Source organism: Bacillus sp. 1A (assembly GCF_052682215.1).
In genome coordinates, this window is sequence record NZ_JBQYLZ010000001.1 from 2,147,325 (window position 1) to 2,164,219 (window position 16,895).

16 protein-coding genes and 1 other annotated feature (1 of these 17 only partly in view) are annotated in these 16,895 nt (G+C 37.0%); of the genes, 14 read left to right on the plus strand and 2 right to left on the minus strand.

What is annotated here, in order from left to right; all coding sequences use genetic code 11:
- The first annotated feature begins 2 nt into the window (after window positions 1-2).
- The 5 genes from ruvB to yajC are packed head-to-tail and all read left to right on the plus strand — an operon-like array spanning window position 3 to window position 3,713.
- Window positions 3-1,004, plus strand: coding sequence for a Holliday junction branch migration DNA helicase RuvB (gene ruvB / locus ACUN0F_RS10840; protein WP_000344465.1), 1,002 nt, complete (start codon window positions 3-5; stop codon window positions 1,002-1,004).
- Window positions 1,001-1,201 (plus strand): DUF2905 domain-containing protein, encoded by a 201-nt coding sequence (locus tag ACUN0F_RS10845; protein ID WP_000138162.1) that lies wholly within the window; start codon window positions 1,001-1,003, stop codon window positions 1,199-1,201. The genes ruvB and ACUN0F_RS10845 overlap by 4 nt, the downstream gene beginning before the upstream one ends.
- A gap of 19 nt (window positions 1,202-1,220) precedes the next feature.
- The gene (queA, locus tag ACUN0F_RS10850) at window positions 1,221-2,273 is read left to right on the plus strand and encodes a tRNA preQ1(34) S-adenosylmethionine ribosyltransferase-isomerase QueA (protein ID WP_087985314.1); all 1,053 of its coding nucleotides are present in this window, start codon (window positions 1,221-1,223) and stop codon (window positions 2,271-2,273) included.
- A 12-nt stretch (window positions 2,274-2,285) separates the two neighbouring features.
- A complete protein-coding gene (gene tgt, locus ACUN0F_RS10855) occupies window positions 2,286-3,425 on the plus strand; it encodes a tRNA guanosine(34) transglycosylase Tgt (protein ID WP_000125371.1) in 1,140 nt (379 codons plus the stop codon).
- A gap of 27 nt (window positions 3,426-3,452) precedes the next feature.
- Window positions 3,453-3,713 carry a preprotein translocase subunit YajC gene (yajC, locus tag ACUN0F_RS10860; RefSeq protein WP_445539481.1) on the plus strand — a complete coding sequence of 87 codons (261 nt, stop codon included), beginning with the start codon at window positions 3,453-3,455 and terminating at the stop codon, window positions 3,711-3,713.
- 36 nt (window positions 3,714-3,749) lie between these two features.
- On the opposite strand, the gene ACUN0F_RS10865 is transcribed toward yajC, so the two are convergent.
- On the minus strand, window positions 3,750-4,133 hold the full coding sequence (locus tag ACUN0F_RS10865; protein ID WP_445539482.1) for a TIGR04086 family membrane protein: 384 nt from the start codon (window positions 4,131-4,133) through the stop codon (window positions 3,750-3,752).
- Window positions 4,134-4,236: 103 nt separating this feature from the next.
- On the opposite strand from ACUN0F_RS10865, the gene ACUN0F_RS10870 reads away from it, so the two are divergent.
- Window positions 4,237-4,884, plus strand: a complete 648-nt coding sequence (locus ACUN0F_RS10870; RefSeq protein ID WP_215562156.1) for a DUF421 domain-containing protein — start codon at window positions 4,237-4,239, stop codon at window positions 4,882-4,884.
- Between the two features lie 29 nt (window positions 4,885-4,913).
- Here the strand turns inward: ACUN0F_RS10870 and spoVB are convergent, their stop codons facing one another.
- Window positions 4,914-6,473 carry a stage V sporulation protein B gene (spoVB, locus tag ACUN0F_RS10875; RefSeq protein ID WP_264462048.1) on the minus strand — a complete coding sequence of 520 codons (1,560 nt, stop codon included), beginning with the start codon at window positions 6,471-6,473 and terminating at the stop codon, window positions 4,914-4,916.
- 186 nt (window positions 6,474-6,659) lie between these two features.
- Between spoVB and ACUN0F_RS10880 the strand changes: the two genes are divergently transcribed.
- The 8 genes from ACUN0F_RS10880 to ACUN0F_RS10915 all read left to right on the plus strand — a co-directional run bounded on the left by ACUN0F_RS10880 (window position 6,660) and on the right by ACUN0F_RS10915 (window position 16,826).
- Window positions 6,660-6,944: a post-transcriptional regulator gene (locus tag ACUN0F_RS10880; RefSeq protein WP_000890214.1), complete on the plus strand. Its 285-nt coding sequence runs from the start codon at window positions 6,660-6,662 to the stop codon at window positions 6,942-6,944.
- A gap of 270 nt (window positions 6,945-7,214) precedes the next feature.
- A complete protein-coding gene (secDF, locus tag ACUN0F_RS10885) occupies window positions 7,215-9,479 on the plus strand; it encodes a protein translocase subunit SecDF (protein WP_445539483.1) in 2,265 nt (754 codons plus the stop codon).
- A gap of 156 nt (window positions 9,480-9,635) precedes the next feature.
- Window positions 9,636-10,529, plus strand: coding sequence for a cation diffusion facilitator family transporter (locus tag ACUN0F_RS10890; RefSeq protein WP_000409734.1), 894 nt, complete (start codon window positions 9,636-9,638; stop codon window positions 10,527-10,529).
- A 101-nt stretch (window positions 10,530-10,630) separates the two neighbouring features.
- Window positions 10,631-12,970, plus strand: coding sequence for a single-stranded-DNA-specific exonuclease RecJ (gene recJ, locus ACUN0F_RS10895; protein ID WP_000941222.1), 2,340 nt, complete (start codon window positions 10,631-10,633; stop codon window positions 12,968-12,970).
- A gap of 47 nt (window positions 12,971-13,017) precedes the next feature.
- Window positions 13,018-13,530 (plus strand): adenine phosphoribosyltransferase, encoded by a 513-nt coding sequence (locus tag ACUN0F_RS10900; protein ID WP_000346221.1) that lies wholly within the window; start codon window positions 13,018-13,020, stop codon window positions 13,528-13,530.
- Window positions 13,531-13,740: 210 nt separating this feature from the next.
- On the plus strand, window positions 13,741-15,924 hold the full coding sequence (relA, locus tag ACUN0F_RS10905; protein WP_001262796.1) for a GTP diphosphokinase: 2,184 nt from the start codon (window positions 13,741-13,743) through the stop codon (window positions 15,922-15,924).
- Window positions 15,925-15,941: 17 nt separating this feature from the next.
- Complete coding sequence (locus ACUN0F_RS10910; protein ID WP_001266955.1) at window positions 15,942-16,382, plus strand: D-tyrosyl-tRNA(Tyr) deacylase; 441 nt, start codon at window positions 15,942-15,944, stop codon at window positions 16,380-16,382.
- A gap of 267 nt (window positions 16,383-16,649) precedes the next feature.
- The gene (locus ACUN0F_RS10915; RefSeq protein ID WP_001242605.1) at window positions 16,650-16,826 is read left to right on the plus strand and encodes a hypothetical protein; all 177 of its coding nucleotides are present in this window, start codon (window positions 16,650-16,652) and stop codon (window positions 16,824-16,826) included.
- 54 nt (window positions 16,827-16,880) lie between these two features.
- Window positions 16,881-16,895 (plus strand) — a binding site (T-box leader) (it continues 216 nt past the right edge of the window).

Here is a 16,895-nt window from a genome sequence, read left to right on the forward strand (position 1 = left end):
TAATGGACGAACGTCTCCTTTCAGGGGAATCTGCATATGAAGATTCGGATTTAGAATATTCATTACGGCCACAGACGCTCCGTCAGTATATTGGCCAAGATAAAGCGAAACATAATTTAGAGGTATTTATTGAAGCAGCGAAAATGCGTGAAGAAACGTTAGATCATGTGCTTCTATATGGACCACCAGGACTTGGTAAAACGACGCTTGCCAATATTATTGCTAATGAAATGGGCGTAAATGTTAGAACAACTTCAGGTCCAGCAATTGAAAGGCCGGGAGATTTAGCAGCTGTATTAACAGCACTTCAGCCGGGTGATGTATTATTTATTGATGAAATTCATCGTTTGCATAGGTCAATTGAAGAAGTGTTATATCCTGCGATGGAAGATTTTTGCCTTGATATCGTAATTGGAAAAGGGCCATCAGCACGGTCTGTACGTTTAGATTTACCGCCATTTACATTAGTTGGAGCAACGACCCGTGCGGGGGCATTATCAGCGCCGCTTCGTGACCGTTTCGGTGTACTTTCAAGATTAGAGTATTACACAGTAGATCAGCTTTCTGAGATTGTTGAACGTACAGCAGAAGTATTCGAAGTTGAAATTGATTCGTTAGCCGCACTAGAAATTGCAAGACGTGCTCGTGGTACACCTCGTATTGCGAATCGTTTATTACGACGTGTACGAGATTTCGCACAAGTTCGTGGTAACGGAACGGTTACAATGGAAATTACACAAATGGCGTTAGAACTACTGCAAGTAGATAAATTAGGTCTAGATCATATTGATCATAAATTATTGCTTGGTATTATTGAGAAATTCCGTGGTGGTCCAGTTGGATTAGAAACAGTTTCGGCAACGATTGGAGAAGAATCCCATACGATTGAAGATGTATATGAGCCATATTTACTACAAATTGGCTTTTTACAACGAACGCCAAGGGGTCGAATTGTAACACCACTTGCTTATGAGCATTTCGGAATGGAGATACCAAAAGTATGACGGAGATGCCAAAATTGCTTATTACAGCAGGTATCTTACTTATCGTTGTTGGATTAGCTTGGAAGTTCATAGGAAGGCTTCCAGGCGATATTTTTGTGAAAAAAGGTAACGTTACCTTTTATTTTCCTATCATTACATGTATTGTGTTAAGTATTGTATTATCTTTTATTATGTATATAATAAATCGATTTAAATAAGAAATAGGTGGATATAGTTATGGATATTAATCTGTTTGATTTTCATTTACCAGAAGAACTTATTGCACAAATCCCATTAGAAGATCGTGAAACATCAAGATTAATGGTGTTAGATCGTGAAACAGGCGATATTGAGCATAAACATTTTACAGACATTCTTTCTTACTTACATGAGGGGGATTGCTTAGTTTTAAATGAAACGAAAGTTATGCCTGCTCGTTTGCACGGTGTGAAAGAAGATACAGGCGCGCACATTGAAGTACTTCTTCTAAAACAAGAAGAAGGCGATAAGTGGGAAACGCTTGTTAAGCCAGCGAAACGTGTAAAAGAAGGAACTGTTATCTCTTTTGGCGAAGGGAAATTAAAAGCAACTTGCATAGGAACTGCAGATCAAGGTGGACGTCATCTTGAATTTTCATATGACGGCATCTTCTATGAAATTTTAGATGAACTTGGGGAAATGCCACTTCCTCCATATATTAAAGAGACGCTAGAAGATCGCGATCGCTATCAAACGGTATATGCGAAAGAAATCGGTTCAGCAGCAGCGCCGACTGCAGGACTTCACTTTACAGAAGAGTTACTGGAGAAGTTAAAACAAAAAGGCGTCGGGTTAGCTTTCATTACACTTCACGTAGGACTTGGAACATTTAGACCAGTTTCTGCAGATACGATTGAAGAACACCATATGCACGCAGAATATTACCATATGTCTGAAGAGACAGCTGCGTTATTAAATCGCGTGAAAGAGAATGGTGGACGTATTATTACGGTAGGTACGACTTCAACTCGTACGTTAGAAACAATTGCGACAGATCATGACGGCAAGCTTTGTGCTGCTTCTGGCTGGACAGATATTTTTATGTACCCAGGTTATGAATTTAAAGCAATTGATGGTTTAATTACAAACTTCCATTTACCGAAATCAACATTAATTATGCTTGTAAGTGCATTTGCAAATAGGGATAATGTACTTCATGCTTATAATGAAGCAGTAAAAGAAAAATATCGTTTCTTTAGCTTCGGTGATGCAATGTTCGTTGCATCTCACGCTAAAATGGGAAACAAATAAAAGGAGTAAATTATGACAGCAATTCGTTATGAATTTATTAAAACTTGTAAACAAACGGGTGCCCGTTTAGGACGTGTACATACGCCGCACGGTTCATTTGATACACCAACATTTATGCCAGTTGGTACACTTGCAACAGTTAAGACAATGTCACCAGAAGAATTAAAAGCAATGGATTCTGGTATTATTTTAAGTAATACGTATCATTTATGGCTACGTCCAGGTCACGAAATTGTTCGTGAAGCAGGTGGTTTGCATAAATTTATGAACTGGGACCGTGCGATTTTAACTGATTCTGGTGGTTTCCAAGTATTTAGTTTAAGTGACTTCCGTCGCATTGAAGAGGAAGGCGTTCACTTCCGTAATCACTTAAATGGAGATAAATTATTCTTATCACCAGAAAAAGCGATGGAAATTCAAAATGCATTAGGTTCAGATATTATGATGGCATTTGATGAGTGTCCACCATTCCCAGCTACTTTTGAATATATGAAGAAATCTGTAGAACGTACAAGCCGCTGGGCAGAACGTTGCTTAAAAGCACATGAACGTCCACAAGATCAAGGTTTATTTGGTATCGTACAGGGTGGAGAGTTCGAAGAACTTCGTCGTCAAAGTGCGAAAGACCTTGTTTCAATGGACTTCCCTGGTTATGCTATAGGTGGTTTATCTGTTGGGGAACCGAAAGATATTATGAACCGTGTACTTGAGTTTACAACACCACTTCTTCCAGATAATAAGCCACGTTACTTAATGGGAGTGGGTTCTCCTGACTCATTAATTGATGGTGCAATTCGCGGAGTTGATATGTTTGACTGCGTACTTCCAACTCGTATCGCTCGAAATGGTACATGTATGACAAGTGAAGGTCGTCTAGTTGTAAAAAATGCAAAATTCGCAAGAGACTTCGGTCCACTTGATCCAAACTGTGATTGCTATACATGTAAAAATTACTCTCGTGCGTACATTCGTCACTTAATGAAATGTGATGAAACGTTTGGAATTCGTTTAACGTCTTATCACAACCTTCATTTTCTGTTAAACTTAATGGAGCAGGTGAGACAAGCTATTCGTGAAGACCGTCTTGGCGATTTCCGCGAAGAATTCTTTGAACAGTATGGCTTTAATAAACCGAATGCTAAAAACTTCTAATACATAATTTAAAAGGAGGAACAAAAGATGAATCCAGGTATGATGAATATCGTTATGATCGTTGCGATGTTTGCGATTTTCTATTTCTTATTAATTCGCCCGCAACAAAAGCGTCAAAAAGCAGTTGCTCAAATGCAAAATGAGTTAGCAAAAGGTGATGCTATCGTAACAATCGGTGGTTTACACGGTACAATCGAATCAGTAGATGAGACGAAAATCGTTATTAAATCTGGTGGTTCACACTTAACTTTCGATCGTAATGCGATTCGTGAAATTGTGAAAAACTAATGAGAAAGGCCCTGCATGAAATGTGCAGGGCCTTTTTTAGTTATTTTGTTTTGACATATTTACCCCGAAAATACCACCGAGTGTACTCGCGCCCATTAATGCTAATTGATAAAGTAACTGGGAGTTCGATAAAGTTTGAGAGAAGCCTAAATAGTTAACTAGAAAAACAAGTATAGCGAATGTAAGACCTGTTGTGAAACCTACTAGCCAACCTTTCCCTTGTACTTTTTTGCCGGCAGTAAATCCGGATATAAGCATAGATAAAAGAGCTAGTATAAAAATAGTAACGGCTAATGTCTCTTCAGTCATATCTGTAAACTTTAATAAAAGAGCCATAACCATGCTAATAATTGATGCAAAAATTAATAAGGTAATGATACCAAAGCCGATTGCGGTTGATAATTTTTTCGTTCCATCCATTTATACATTCCCCCTTTTTAATACAAGCATATTTTCTTTTTGCCCAAGTTAGACTAGTTTATTTTTTATAGGGGAGTCTATACGTAAAAAAGGAGATGTAGAAATGGAATGGGTATCAATCATTGGCCGGACGATGCTTTTATATATCATCATATTAATTATTTTTCGTCTTATGGGTAAACGTGAAATTGGAGAGTTAAGTGTATTAGATTTAGTCGTATTCATTATGCTTGGGGAAATGGCTGTAGTCGCAATTGAAAATACCGATAAATCACTTTGGCACCAATTAGTTCCGATGACTTTTCTTATGTGTATACAAATTATTTTGTCAGTCATTTCATTAAAGTTTCAACGATTTCGGCATTTAATAGAAGGTGAGCCGGCTATTCTTGTAAATGCGGGGAAAATTGATGAAAAGAAGATGAGAAAGCAGCGTTATAATATAGATGATTTATTGATGCAATTAAGGGAGCAAGGAGTTGGAGATATCCGAGATGTAGAATACGCTATTTTAGAACCATCTGGGAAGTTATCTGTCTTTCAAAAACAAAAAGGCGGGCAGGATACATTGCAGTTTACTCTTCCTCTTATTATTGATGGAGAAATTCAATTGAATCATTTACAAATGATTGAACATACAGACGAATGGCTCATTGGAAAATTAAAAAACTTAGGTTATAACGATATCGCACAAATTTTATACTGCAGCTTTCAAAACGGACAATTTTTTGTTGATTTGAAAGAAAACTAGAGGCTTACTATATGAAATAGTAAGCCCGTTTACTTCAAAAATGAAAGTTTTCGAATGATTGGAAGTCGACTTAACTCTTCTTTTCGAATGAGTTTGAAAGTGAAGAGGAGGGTAATATAAACGATTGTTGTTAAAGTGATTTCCCATAATGTTTGTACGCCGAGTGAATGAGAGAAAATCATATATTTATGAAGGTAAAAGCCGAAAGCACCTGCAATACCGATAGCAAGTCCGCCGAAAATGTAGTCTTTTGCGTAAATGGTAAATGTAATTTTCTTTAAAACAGTAGCGTAATGAAGGAATGTTACCGTCACTATATTTGCTGCAATTGCAAGGGCAACCCCCATCATTTGAAAATCTGGCCTTGAAGCTAGTACAAAAATAACGATTAATTTCACGATGGCGCCAATAAATGTATTCATCATTGCAGCTCTTGCTAAGTTTAAAGCTTGTAAAACAGAGGTAAGTGGACTTTGAAAGTAATGAAATAAAAAGCAAGGTGCAAGAAGCTGGATAAATGCTGTTGCACTATCTGATCCATACATAAGAGTTAAAATAGGAGAAGCGAATACGTATAATATAACGACTGACCACCCACCAGTAATTAATGAGATCCGAAGAGCTTGTTGGAGGCGGTGTTCCACTAATTTATGCTGTCTTTTAGCCATCGCTTCACTAATAGATGGAACGAGTGCTGTAGAAAGAGCGTATGTAATAAAGGCTGGCAGTGATAGAAGTGGGAATGCATAACCGTTTAATATACCGTATTGCTGGGTTGCGACAGAGGCAGCAACTCCGGCAATCGCTAAGCTTTGCATAACAACGATAGGTTCAAAAAAATATGAAACGGAACCGATTAAACGACTTCCTGTAGTTGGAAGGGCAATATCCATAAGAGAATAAAATGTACCCTTGCTCTCCTTTACAGTAGTGAAAAATCTAGAGCGTATAGATAAATGTTTTTCGCGCTGGAATAAAGTGAGTAAAAATAATAACGATGCAACTTCACCGAGAACGGCTGATAACATAGCGCCAGCTGCAGCATATTCTACGCCGTAAGGTAAAAATAACTGAATGCATATAGCGATAATTGTAATGCGGACAACTTGTTCTATAACTTGAGCATAAGCGCTAGGTTTCATATTTTGTTTCCCTTGGAAATAACCGCGTAAAACAGAAGAAACAGCAATAACAGGAACGACAGGTAAAATGGCCATTAATGGATAGTACGTTCGTTCATCAGTTAATAATGTTTTTGCTAAAATAGGTGTGAGGAGCATAATTCCGATTGTTAAAATGATACTAATAACGGATGTAACAGCTAATGACACTGTTAATATTTTTTTAACCCTTTGTTTATCGTTCACAGCTTCTGCTTCTGCTACAAATTTTGCGATTGCGACAGGAAGGCCGATTTGTGTTAATGTAATTGCTAGAATGAATGTAGGAACGGCCATCATATAAAGGCCAACACCTTCTTCCCCTAAAATACGTGCCATTACAATCCGGTTAATAAATCCAAGGATTTTGGTAATAAAGCCGGCTATCATTAAAATAAATGCGCCTTTTAAAAAGCTTTGTCTCGTCATGATCTTCTCCTACCTTCTCAAAATCAGTGGAATGATTTACAATAATTTATATGCACGTATGAGACAAGAATGACAAGCATTTAAGAGAGTGAAGTATGAGAGTGCTCTTGAAAGTAGTTATTGCTGTCCATTAGAGCGGGATTAAAAGCGACTTTTCGTGCTGAAATAAGAAGGAGATGTTTATGTATGTTAGAAAAAGAGGCTTTGGTAGAATCATACCGCGGACAGTTACAAGTCGTTTTAGAAAGCAAAGTAGAAGAGTTTCACATGTTCGGTTATGACCGAGTAACAGATGATGATATTTGGAAGTTTCTTAAAGTGAAGAAGTGGAAAAAAATAAACGGTGATGTTAGATTATATGAATTAGTAAATGATGTATTAAGAGTAAGTACTAATGAATATATGAATTATTTAACTGTTGAAGCATATCAAGCACCACTTTGGTCATTTGATGAATATGAAAATAAATAACCGACTGCAATTGGTTTGTTCTTCCTTTTGCAGTATAATGATAGGTATTGATAATGAGGAAATAATTATGTCTAAGATTATATATAAAGGGGGTAGTGAAGAGAAAAAATAAATAATGAAAGTGTAGGTATTGTGAAAAACTTACCGACACAGCTAGTGATGAACTAGCAAAATTATAGAAAGGAAGTCTACTAACTAGGCGTATGCACACGTGTAAAAGTAAATCGTAAGAGATTTATTTAAAGTGTTAGTAGCAGAAAGAGGGTACATATGGCAAAGCGTGGTACGAGAATTGCCGCCTTTTTCCTCATCGTTTTATTAATCGGTGGAGTAATTGGTGCGGCAGGAAAAGACATAGCAAAAGGAATTAGTCTAGGACTAGACCTTCGCGGTGGTTTTGAAATTCTTTATGAAGTAAAACCAGCCAAAAAAGGTGATAAAATTGATCGAGACGTACTCGTAAGTACAGTAGGTGCTCTTGAAAATCGTGTCAATGTTCTCGGTGTAAGTGAGCCGAACATTCAAATCGAAGGACAAGATCGAATTCGCGTACAGCTTGCTGGTGTACAAGATCAGCAAAAAGCACGTGAAATGTTATCAACACAAGCGAAATTAACATTCCGTGATGTAGATGACAACCTTCTTATGGATGGGGCGGATTTAAAAGGCGGCGGAGCGAAGCAAACATTTGATGATAAAGGTCGTCCAAGTGTTGGACTTACGTTAAAAAGCGCTGAAAAATTCCGTGGAGTAACAGAAAAGATTTCAAAAATGCCACCACCAACGAATTTAATGGTAATTTGGCTTGATTTTGAAGAAGGAAAAGATTCGTATAAAGCAGAATCAGCAAAACCGAATCCGAAGTTTTTATCAGCAGCAACAGTAGAACAAGTATTTAACCAAGCTGAAGTATCTATCGTAGGTGGAAACTTCACAGTTGAAAGTGCGAAACAACTTTCATCTTTATTAAATGCAGGCGCACTTCCTGTTGATTTAAAAGAAATGTATTCAACATCAGTTGGAGCGAAATTTGGTCAACAAGCGTTAGAGCAAACGATTTTCGCTAGTGCGATTGGTATCGCTCTTATTTTCTTATTTATGCTTGTATTCTACCGTTTACCAGGAATTGTAGCGGTTATTATGTTAGGCTTATACATTTTCGTTACATTACTTGTCTTTAACTGGATGCATGCAGTTCTTACGTTGCCAGGTATTGCGGCGTTAGTGCTCGGGGTAGGTATCGCAGTTGATGCGAATATTATTACTTACGAGAGACTGAAAGAAGAGCTGAAAATTGGTAAGTCAATGATGTCAGCATTTCGTGCTGGTAACCATCGTTCATTAGCAACAATTCTAGATGCGAACATTACAACACTTGCAGCGGCTGGTGTGTTATTTGTTTATGGTAATAGCTCTGTAAAAGGATTCGCAACAAGTTTAATCGTAAGTATTTTAGTTGGTTTTGTTACGAACGTATTCGGTACTCGTTTCTTACTAGGATTACTTGTAAAGAGCCGTTACTTCGATAAAAAACCAGCATACTTTGGTGTGAAACAAAAGGATATTATTCCATTAACAAAAGGTGTAGTACATCCACCGACAAGATTTGATCGTATTAATTTCGTAAATATCGGTCATAAATTCCTTGTTTTCTCGATTGTAGTTGTAATTGCAGGTGCAATTATTTTACCAATTTTCAAATTGAATCTTGGTATTGATTTTGCGAGTGGTACACGTATCGACTTGCAATCAAAACAATCAGTTACTGTATCAGATGTTCATAAAGATTTTAAAGAATTGAACATTGATGTGAAGGAAGAAAATATTGTACCTACTGGAGATGACAATAAAGGTTTCGCTGTTCGTACTTTAGGTGTTCTATCAAAAGATGAAATTGCGAAAACAAAAACATTCTTCCATGATAAATACGGTACAGATCCAAACGTAAGTACAGTTTCACCGACAATCGGTAAAGAGATTGCACGAAATGCATTTATCGCAGTATTAATTGCTTCTGCGGTTATCATTTTATACGTAAGTATTCGATTCCGATTTACGTATGCATTATCTGCAGTGCTTGCATTATTACATGATGCGTTCGTTATGATTGTTATATTTAGTATTTTCCAATTAGAGGTAGACTTAACGTTTATCGCTGCGGTATTAACAATCATCGGTTATTCTATTAATGACTCAATTGTTACATTTGATAGAAACCGTGAATTATACAAACAGAAAAAACGAGTTCGCGATATAAAAGACTTAGAAGAAATCGTAAATGCAAGTATTCGCCAAACGCTTGGTCGTTCAATTAACACCGTATTAACAGTGTTATTCCCAGTAATTGCGTTACTTATCTTCGGTAGTGAGTCACTACGTAACTTCTCGTTTGCGTTACTTGTTGGATTAGTTGTAGGTACGTACTCTTCTGTTTTCGTTGCTTCTCAAATTTGGTTAATGCTTGAAAACCGTCGTTTGAAAAAGGGTAAAAACAAGAAAAAGGTTGAGAAAGTAGAATCTGAACCGCAAGTATAAAAAAGATGATGTCTCTTTATGAGGCATCTCTTTTTTCGTTTGTGGATACAATAAGATAGCAACTTTTTAACAGAAGTAGGATGGAAGAAGGTGGTGATGTTATCGCTGTTTTTGCTACAATAAAAAGATAGGTTAAGAAAAGAAGGGATTTTAATTATGGAAAAAGATGAACGTTTTAAACAGGCCGAGTTTGGTGCTATTGTCGGGATCGTTGGTAATATTATATTAGCGATTGTAAAGGCGGTAATTGGTTATATTGGGAACAGTAAAGCACTATTAGCGGATGCCGTACATTCTGCATCAGATGTAATTGGTTCGCTCGCTGTACTTTTTGGATTGCGAGCAGCAAAGCAACCGCCCGATGAAGATCACCCGTACGGTCATGGTAAAGCGGAATCGATTTCAGCAATTATTGTTGCAGTATTATTATTTATTGTGGGAATCGAGATAGCGATTTCGTCTATAAAAGCTTTTTCGCAGGAACTAGAACCACCGAAGGGAATTACGATTTTTGCTGTTGTTCTTTCAATTATCGTGAAAGAAGGAATGTTTCAATATAAATTCCGATTAGGGAAGAGGGTAAATAGTGATGCAATTATTGCAAATGCATATGAACATCGTTCGGATGTATTTTCTTCAATTGCAGCTTTAATCGGTATTTGTGCAGCAATTATGGGTGGTAAGTTCGGGTTAGATTGGCTTGTATATGCCGATCCAATTGCAGGATTATTTGTTTCACTTCTTGTTGCAAAAATGGCATGGAGTATTGGAGCAGAAGCAATTCATGCAACGCTTGATCATGTTCTTCATGAGGAAGATGTTGTTCCGCTTAGAGAAGCAGTACTTCAAATAGACGGTGTGAAAAAAATCGGTTCTTTATATGCAAGGGAGCATGGTCATTACGTTATTGTCGATATTAAAGTTTCTGTAGATCCATACATTACTGTAGAAGAAGGGCACCGCATTGGAAAGCATGTGAAAGAAACGCTTATGGAACAAGATAACGTACAAAATGTGTTTGTACATATAAATCCGTATTCTCCAAATTAAACATTATTAACATTTTAGTATATAGATATTGCATCGTAGTTTGCATTATATTGTCACCCCTTAATCTGTCTTGTATAATGAACAGGTTAAGGGGTGATTTCGTGTTACAACCGAAAACGCGTTGGAAAGAAAAAGAATATAATGACGAGCGAGTGAGTGAATTAGCAAGTAAATTAAAATTATCACCACTTGTCGTTTCGTTATTCCTCGGTAGAGGACTAGATACAGAAGATAAGATTTTAGATTTTTTAAATACAGAAAATCAAGAATTTCATGATCCATTTTTATTAGAAGGAATGGATAGAACGGTAGAACGTGTAAATAAGGCGATTCAAAATGGAGAGCAAATATTAATATTTGGTGACTACGATGCGGACGGAGTAAGTAGTACGACTGTGTTATATCTTGCTTTGCAAGAATTAGGTGCAAATGTAGAATTTTATATCCCAAACCGTTTCACAGAAGGTTATGGACCAAACGAAGAAGCATTTCGTTGGGCGCATAGCGCGGGGTTCTCCCTAATTATTACTGTCGATACTGGTATCGCAGCAGTACATGAAGCGAAGGTAGCGAAGGAGCTTGGAATAGATCTTATTATTACAGATCACCATGAGCCACCACCAGAATTGCCAGAAGCACTTGCGATTATTCATCCGAAATTAGATGGCGGTGTATATCCGTTTCACTATTTAGCTGGTGTAGGTGTTGCATTTAAAGTTGCACATGCACTACTAGGCCGTGTACCAGAAAATTTATTAGAAATTGCAGTAATTGGTACAGTAGCCGATTTAGTGTCACTTCATGGTGAGAATAGATTGCTAGTGAAGCGCGGTTTAAAGCATATGCGCATGACGAAAAATATCGGGCTAAAGGCGCTATTTAAAGTTGCTAACGTTTCGCAAAGTGAAATTACAGAAGAGAGCATTGGATTCTCACTCGCGCCGCGTATTAATGCAGTTGGCCGTTTAGAAGATGCTACGCCGGCTGTACATCTTTTATTATCAGATGATCCAGAAGAAGCGAAAGAGCTAGCTGAAGAAATTGATGAGCTGAACAAACTGCGAAAGGATATTGTAAAGCAAATTACAGAAGAAGCTATCGCTGAAGTGGAAAATAATTTCCCGCCAGAAGACAATAAAGTACTAGTACTGGCAAAAGAAGGCTGGAATCCAGGTGTAATTGGAATTGTCGCATCTAAATTAGTTGAACGTTTTTATCGTCCAACGATTGTATTATGCATTGATCCTGTAAAAGAAACAGCAAAAGGTTCAGCACGTAGTATTGCAGGATTTGATTTGTTTGCAAACTTGTCAGATTGTAGAGAGTTATTGCCACACTTCGGAGGGCATCCGATGGCAGCGGGAATGACGCTACATATGAATGATGTAGATGAATTGCGCCGCCGCTTAAATGAACAAGCAGAGGTAATTTTAACAGAAGAAGATTTTATTCCAATTACAGCTGTTGATGTCTTTTGTAAAGTGGAGGATGTAACACTGGCAGCAATTGAAGACATGCAAAAGTTAGCGCCATTTGGTGTTGGAAATCCAAAACCGCGTATTGCAGTGAAGGATGCAGAGCTAGAAAGTATTCGTGCAATCGGATCAGACGGTTCACATTTGAAAATGGCTCTTCGCGATGGACAAGCGACATTGGATACAATCGGATTTGGATTTGGTGCGTATGCGAAAGAAATTTCTCCAGTTGCAAAGGTATCTGTAATAGGGGAAGCATCTATCAATGAATGGAATAATTTTAAGAAGCCGCAATTAATGGTACAAGATATTGCTGTAGAGGCGTGGCAATTATTTGATTGGCGTAGTATGCGTAACGTAGAAGCGAATGTAGCAGAACTTCCGAAAGAAAAAATAACGATGGTGTATTTTTCTGAAGAGGTATTGAATAAATTTTCTTTAGAAGACTATAAAGAGCATATGATGCATGCATCAGAAGTGACTCATTTAGACGATCAATACATCGTGTTACTTGATTTGCCAAAAGGAACAGATGAATTAAGAGATTTATTTAAAGTTGGGTTCCCGTCGCGAATTTATACGCTATTTTATCAAGAGAATAATCATTTATTTAGTACTGTTCCAACGAGGGAACATTTTAAATGGTACTATTCGTTCTTGAGCCAAAAAGCACCATTTTCTTTAAGACAATATGGAGAACAACTATGTCGACATAAAGGTTGGTCAAAAGATACAGTAAATTTCATGACACAGGTGTTTTTTGAGTTAGAATTTGTTACAATAAAAGATGGCGTCATTTTTATGGCAGACAAAAAACAAAAGCGTGATTTAATTGAATCGAACACATATCGTGAGAAAATGAACCACTTACAATTAGAAAAAGAATTGGTTTATAGCACATATCAGCAACTATATACATGGTTTGAAACGATTCGTAATCATAAAGAAGTAGAACAGTTAGGGTAAAGGATTTGTATTTACAAACCTTTTAGATCTGAGGAGGATTCAGAAATATGGATTTCAAGCAACATATCGCAATTGTACCGGATTATCCAAAAGAAGGTATTGTATTTAAAGACATTACACCGTTAATGAACGACGGTAAAGCATACAAAGCAGCAACAGATGCAATCGTTGAGTATGCAAAGAAAAGAGACATTGACGTTGTAGTAGGGCCAGAAGCACGTGGCTTTATTATCGGTTGCCCAGTTTCTTATGCGTTAGAAGTAGGTTTTGCACCAGTTCGTAAATTAGGAAAATTACCACGTGAAGTAATTACAGTTGACTACGGTAAAGAATATGGTAAAGATGTTTTAACAATCCATAAAGATGCAATTAAGCCAGGTCAACGCGTATTGATTACAGATGATCTATTAGCTACAGGTGGAACAATTGAAGCGACAATTAAGCTAGTTGAAGAACTTGGCGGAGTTGTAGCAGGAATTGCATTCTTAGTAGAGCTTACTTACTTAGATGGTCGTAAAATGTTAGATGGTTACGATGTATTAGTATTAGAAAAATACTAATCACTATATAGGTAAAACTACGGTGATAAGAAGTACCCGTGAATCTCTTGGAGAGGAGCGGGTACTTTTGTATAATTGCACAAAAAAATAAGGTGAAATGTCAGTAAAATCTTTTCCTTTTCACAATTCACAATCATTAGGTTATAATGATAGAATATAATTTATTCTACTTAATTAAGATAAAGTCAATTTTCAATAAAAGGTGATTCGATGGCAAATGAGCAGGTACTAACAGCTGAACAGGTACTCGAGAAAGCAAGTCAATATTTAGCAGATGAAGATATTGAGCTAGTGGCACGTGCCTATGAATATGCACGTGATGCGCATAGCGAACAATACAGAAAATCGGGTGAACCGTACATTATTCATCCAATTCAAGTTGCAGGTATTTTAGTTGATTTACACATGGATCCAGCTACAGTATCAGCAGGTTTCTTACATGATGTAGTGGAAGATACTGAAATTACATTAGAAGATATTGAACGGGAATTTAATAAAGAAATTGCTATGCTTGTCGATGGTGTAACAAAGCTCGGAAAGATTAAATATAAATCTCATGAGCAACAACAAGCAGAAAACCATCGCAAAATGTTTATCGCAATGGCTCAAGATATTCGAGTTATTTTAATTAAACTAGCTGATCGTCTTCATAACATGCGTACATTGAAACATTTGCCTCAAGAGAAGCAGCGTCGCATTGCAAATGAAACGTTAGAAATCTTTGCACCTTTAGCACATAGACTCGGAATTAGTACTATTAAATGGGAGCTAGAGGATACGTCACTTCGCTATTTAAATCCACAGCAGTACTATCGTATTGTAAATTTAATGAAGCGTAAACGTGCAGAGCGTGAAGAATATTTAGACGAAGTAATGACTGGTATTCGTGAGAAATTAAAAGAAGTTGCAATTCAACCTGAGATTTCTGGAAGACCAAAGCATATTTACAGTATTTATCGTAAAATGGCACTGCAAAATAAACAGTTCAATGAAATTTACGATTTATTAGCTGTACGTGTCGTTGTAAATAGTATTAAAGATTGTTATGCAGTACTTGGAATTATTCATACGTGCTGGAAGCCGATGCCAGGTCGTTTTAAAGATTATATTGCGATGCCGAAAGCAAATCTATATCAATCTCTTCATACGACTGTAATTGGGCCGAAAGGTGATCCGCTTGAAGTGCAAATTCGTACGAAAGAAATGCATGAGATTGCAGAATTCGGGATCGCGGCGCACTGGGCGTATAAAGAAGGAAAAACAGCAGAAACAACAGGTACATTAGAGAAGAAACTTACATGGTTCCGTCAAATATTAGAATGGCAAAATGAAGCTTCTAATGCAGAAGAGTTTATGGAGTCATTAAAAATTGATTTATTCTCTGACATGGTATTCGTCTTTACACCGAAAGGCGACGTAATGGAATTGCCACTTGGATCTGTTCCGATTGACTTTTCGTATCGCGTGCATTCAGAGATTGGAAATAAAACAATTGGTGCAAAAGTAAACGGGAAAATGGTGACGCTTGATTATAAATTAAAAACTGGTGACATCATTGAAATTTTAACATCGAAACATTCGTATGGGCCAAGTCAAGACTGGGTGAAACTTGCTCAAACATCTCATGCAAAAAACAAAATACGTCAATTCTTTAAGAAGCAACGTAGAGATGAAAATATTGAAAAAGGCCGTGAACTTGTTGAGAAAGAAGTGCGTAGCCTAGAGTATGAGATGAAAGAAGTGTTAGCTCCTGACAATTTAAAACGTGTTGCTGAAAAATTCAACTTTGCAAATGAAGAAGATATGTTTGCAGCAGTTGGATATAGCGGGATTACAGCGTCGCAAATTGTTACGCGACTAACGGACAAATTCCGTAAGCAACGTGAAGAAGAAGAAATCGTTGAAGTTAAAGAAGTTCGTAAACCAATGAAAATTCGAAAATGGGATTCTGGCGTTAAAGTAAGTGGTGCGGATAATTTATTAATTCGTTTATCAAAATGCTGTAACCCGGTTCCAGGTGATGATATCGTTGGGTATATTACGAAAGGCCGAGGTGTATCGATTCACCGCCGTGATTGTGTAAATGTTCATACAGAAGAAGCTATAGAACGTTTATTGGAAGTAGAGTGGGAAGGTAGTCCTGAAAAAGAAATTGAGTATAACGTTGATATTGAAATTTCAGGTTACGATCGCCGTGGCTTATTAAATGAAGTATTACAAGCTGTTACAGAGACGAAAACGTATATTTCGGCAGTTTCTGGTAGAAGTGACCGTAATAAGATGGCGACAATTAATATGTCAATCTCTATTCGTAACTTACAGCACTTGAAAAAAGTAGTAGAACGCATTAAACGTGTTCCAGAAATTTATGCAGTACGACGCATGATGCATTAATAGGGAGTGTAGAAAAGATGAGAGTTGTTTTACAACGATCAAAAGAAGCGTCTGTCACAGTAGACGGTGAGATCGTAGGGCAAATTCCGTTCGGTTTAACATTACTAGTTGGCATTACGCATGAAGATACAGAAAAAGATGCAACTTACATTGCAGAAAAAATTGCGAACTTACGTATTTTTGAAGATGAGAGTGGAAAGATGAACCATTCTGTACTTGATGTAGAAGGACAAGTTCTATCAATTTCGCAATTCACATTATACGGAGATTGCCGCAAGGGAAGACGTCCCAACTTTATGGATGCTGCCAAACCTGATTATGCAGAGCGTTTATATGATTTCTTTAATGAGGAAGTTCGTAAGCAAGGATTGCATGTAGAAACAGGGAAGTTCGGAGCAATGATGGATGTTTCTTTAATCAATGATGGTCCGGTGACCTTAATTGTGGATAGTAAATAGTATTGCTTAAGAAGAGGGGATTACATAATCCTCTCTTTTTTATACATTGTTGTATGTTTTGTTCATTTATCTCGCTATTTGTGGGAGATCAACTGCCCGTAAAAGCCTGATTAGTGAGGGATAATAATGAGTGGCAATGGACAAAACCCTATTAATTAAAGTTTCACTTTATTTGGAATCAATAGCTGTTTCAGTTATGTATAACTCTTTCATCAATATGGAACAATAAAAAGTAAAACATCTATATTGAATGTGAGGGATATACGTATGCGTATGAATGAAAAAGGGCATTCTGTTACAAATGGTGCAAATCAACTGTTTAACGTAAATTTTCATGATTTTATTTCAAAAGAGCAAAACAATACTTCAATGGAGCTTGCTTCTGAGTTTGGGATTTCTCTTCAAGATGTAAAGCGTCTAAAGAAGCAGATTGAACGCTCTTAGAGTACTTGACAATCCTACTCAACAAACGTATAGTAATTTTATATTTACATATGAATATAACCGTTGATA

Excerpts from the sequence above, each read along its gene's own strand:
- ACUN0F_RS10890 (WP_000409734.1), top strand. The coding sequence starts at position 9,636 with ATGGAAAAAGATGAACGTTTTAAACAGGCCGAGTTTGGTGCTATTGTC.
- yajC (WP_445539481.1), top strand. The coding sequence starts at position 3,453 with ATGAATCCAGGTATGATGAATATCGTTATGATCGTTGCGATGTTTGCG.
- ACUN0F_RS10910 (WP_001266955.1), top strand. The coding sequence starts at position 15,942 with ATGAGAGTTGTTTTACAACGATCAAAAGAAGCGTCTGTCACAGTAGAC.
- ACUN0F_RS10880 (WP_000890214.1), top strand. The coding sequence starts at position 6,660 with ATGTTAGAAAAAGAGGCTTTGGTAGAATCATACCGCGGACAGTTACAA.
- spoVB (WP_264462048.1), bottom strand. The coding sequence starts at position 6,473 with ATGACGAGACAAAGCTTTTTAAAAGGCGCATTTATTTTAATGATAGCC.
- ACUN0F_RS10915 (WP_001242605.1), top strand. The coding sequence starts at position 16,650 with ATGCGTATGAATGAAAAAGGGCATTCTGTTACAAATGGTGCAAATCAA.
- tgt (WP_000125371.1), top strand. The coding sequence starts at position 2,286 with ATGACAGCAATTCGTTATGAATTTATTAAAACTTGTAAACAAACGGGT.
- queA (WP_087985314.1), top strand. The coding sequence starts at position 1,221 with ATGGATATTAATCTGTTTGATTTTCATTTACCAGAAGAACTTATTGCA.
- ACUN0F_RS10865 (WP_445539482.1), bottom strand. The coding sequence starts at position 4,133 with ATGGATGGAACGAAAAAATTATCAACCGCAATCGGCTTTGGTATCATT.
- relA (WP_001262796.1), top strand. The coding sequence starts at position 13,741 with ATGGCAAATGAGCAGGTACTAACAGCTGAACAGGTACTCGAGAAAGCA.
- ACUN0F_RS10845 (WP_000138162.1), top strand. The coding sequence starts at position 1,001 with ATGACGGAGATGCCAAAATTGCTTATTACAGCAGGTATCTTACTTATC.
- ACUN0F_RS10900 (WP_000346221.1), top strand. The coding sequence starts at position 13,018 with ATGGATTTCAAGCAACATATCGCAATTGTACCGGATTATCCAAAAGAA.
- ACUN0F_RS10870 (WP_215562156.1), top strand. The coding sequence starts at position 4,237 with ATGGAATGGGTATCAATCATTGGCCGGACGATGCTTTTATATATCATC.
- ruvB (WP_000344465.1), top strand. The coding sequence starts at position 3 with ATGGACGAACGTCTCCTTTCAGGGGAATCTGCATATGAAGATTCGGAT.
- secDF (WP_445539483.1), top strand. The coding sequence starts at position 7,215 with ATGGCAAAGCGTGGTACGAGAATTGCCGCCTTTTTCCTCATCGTTTTA.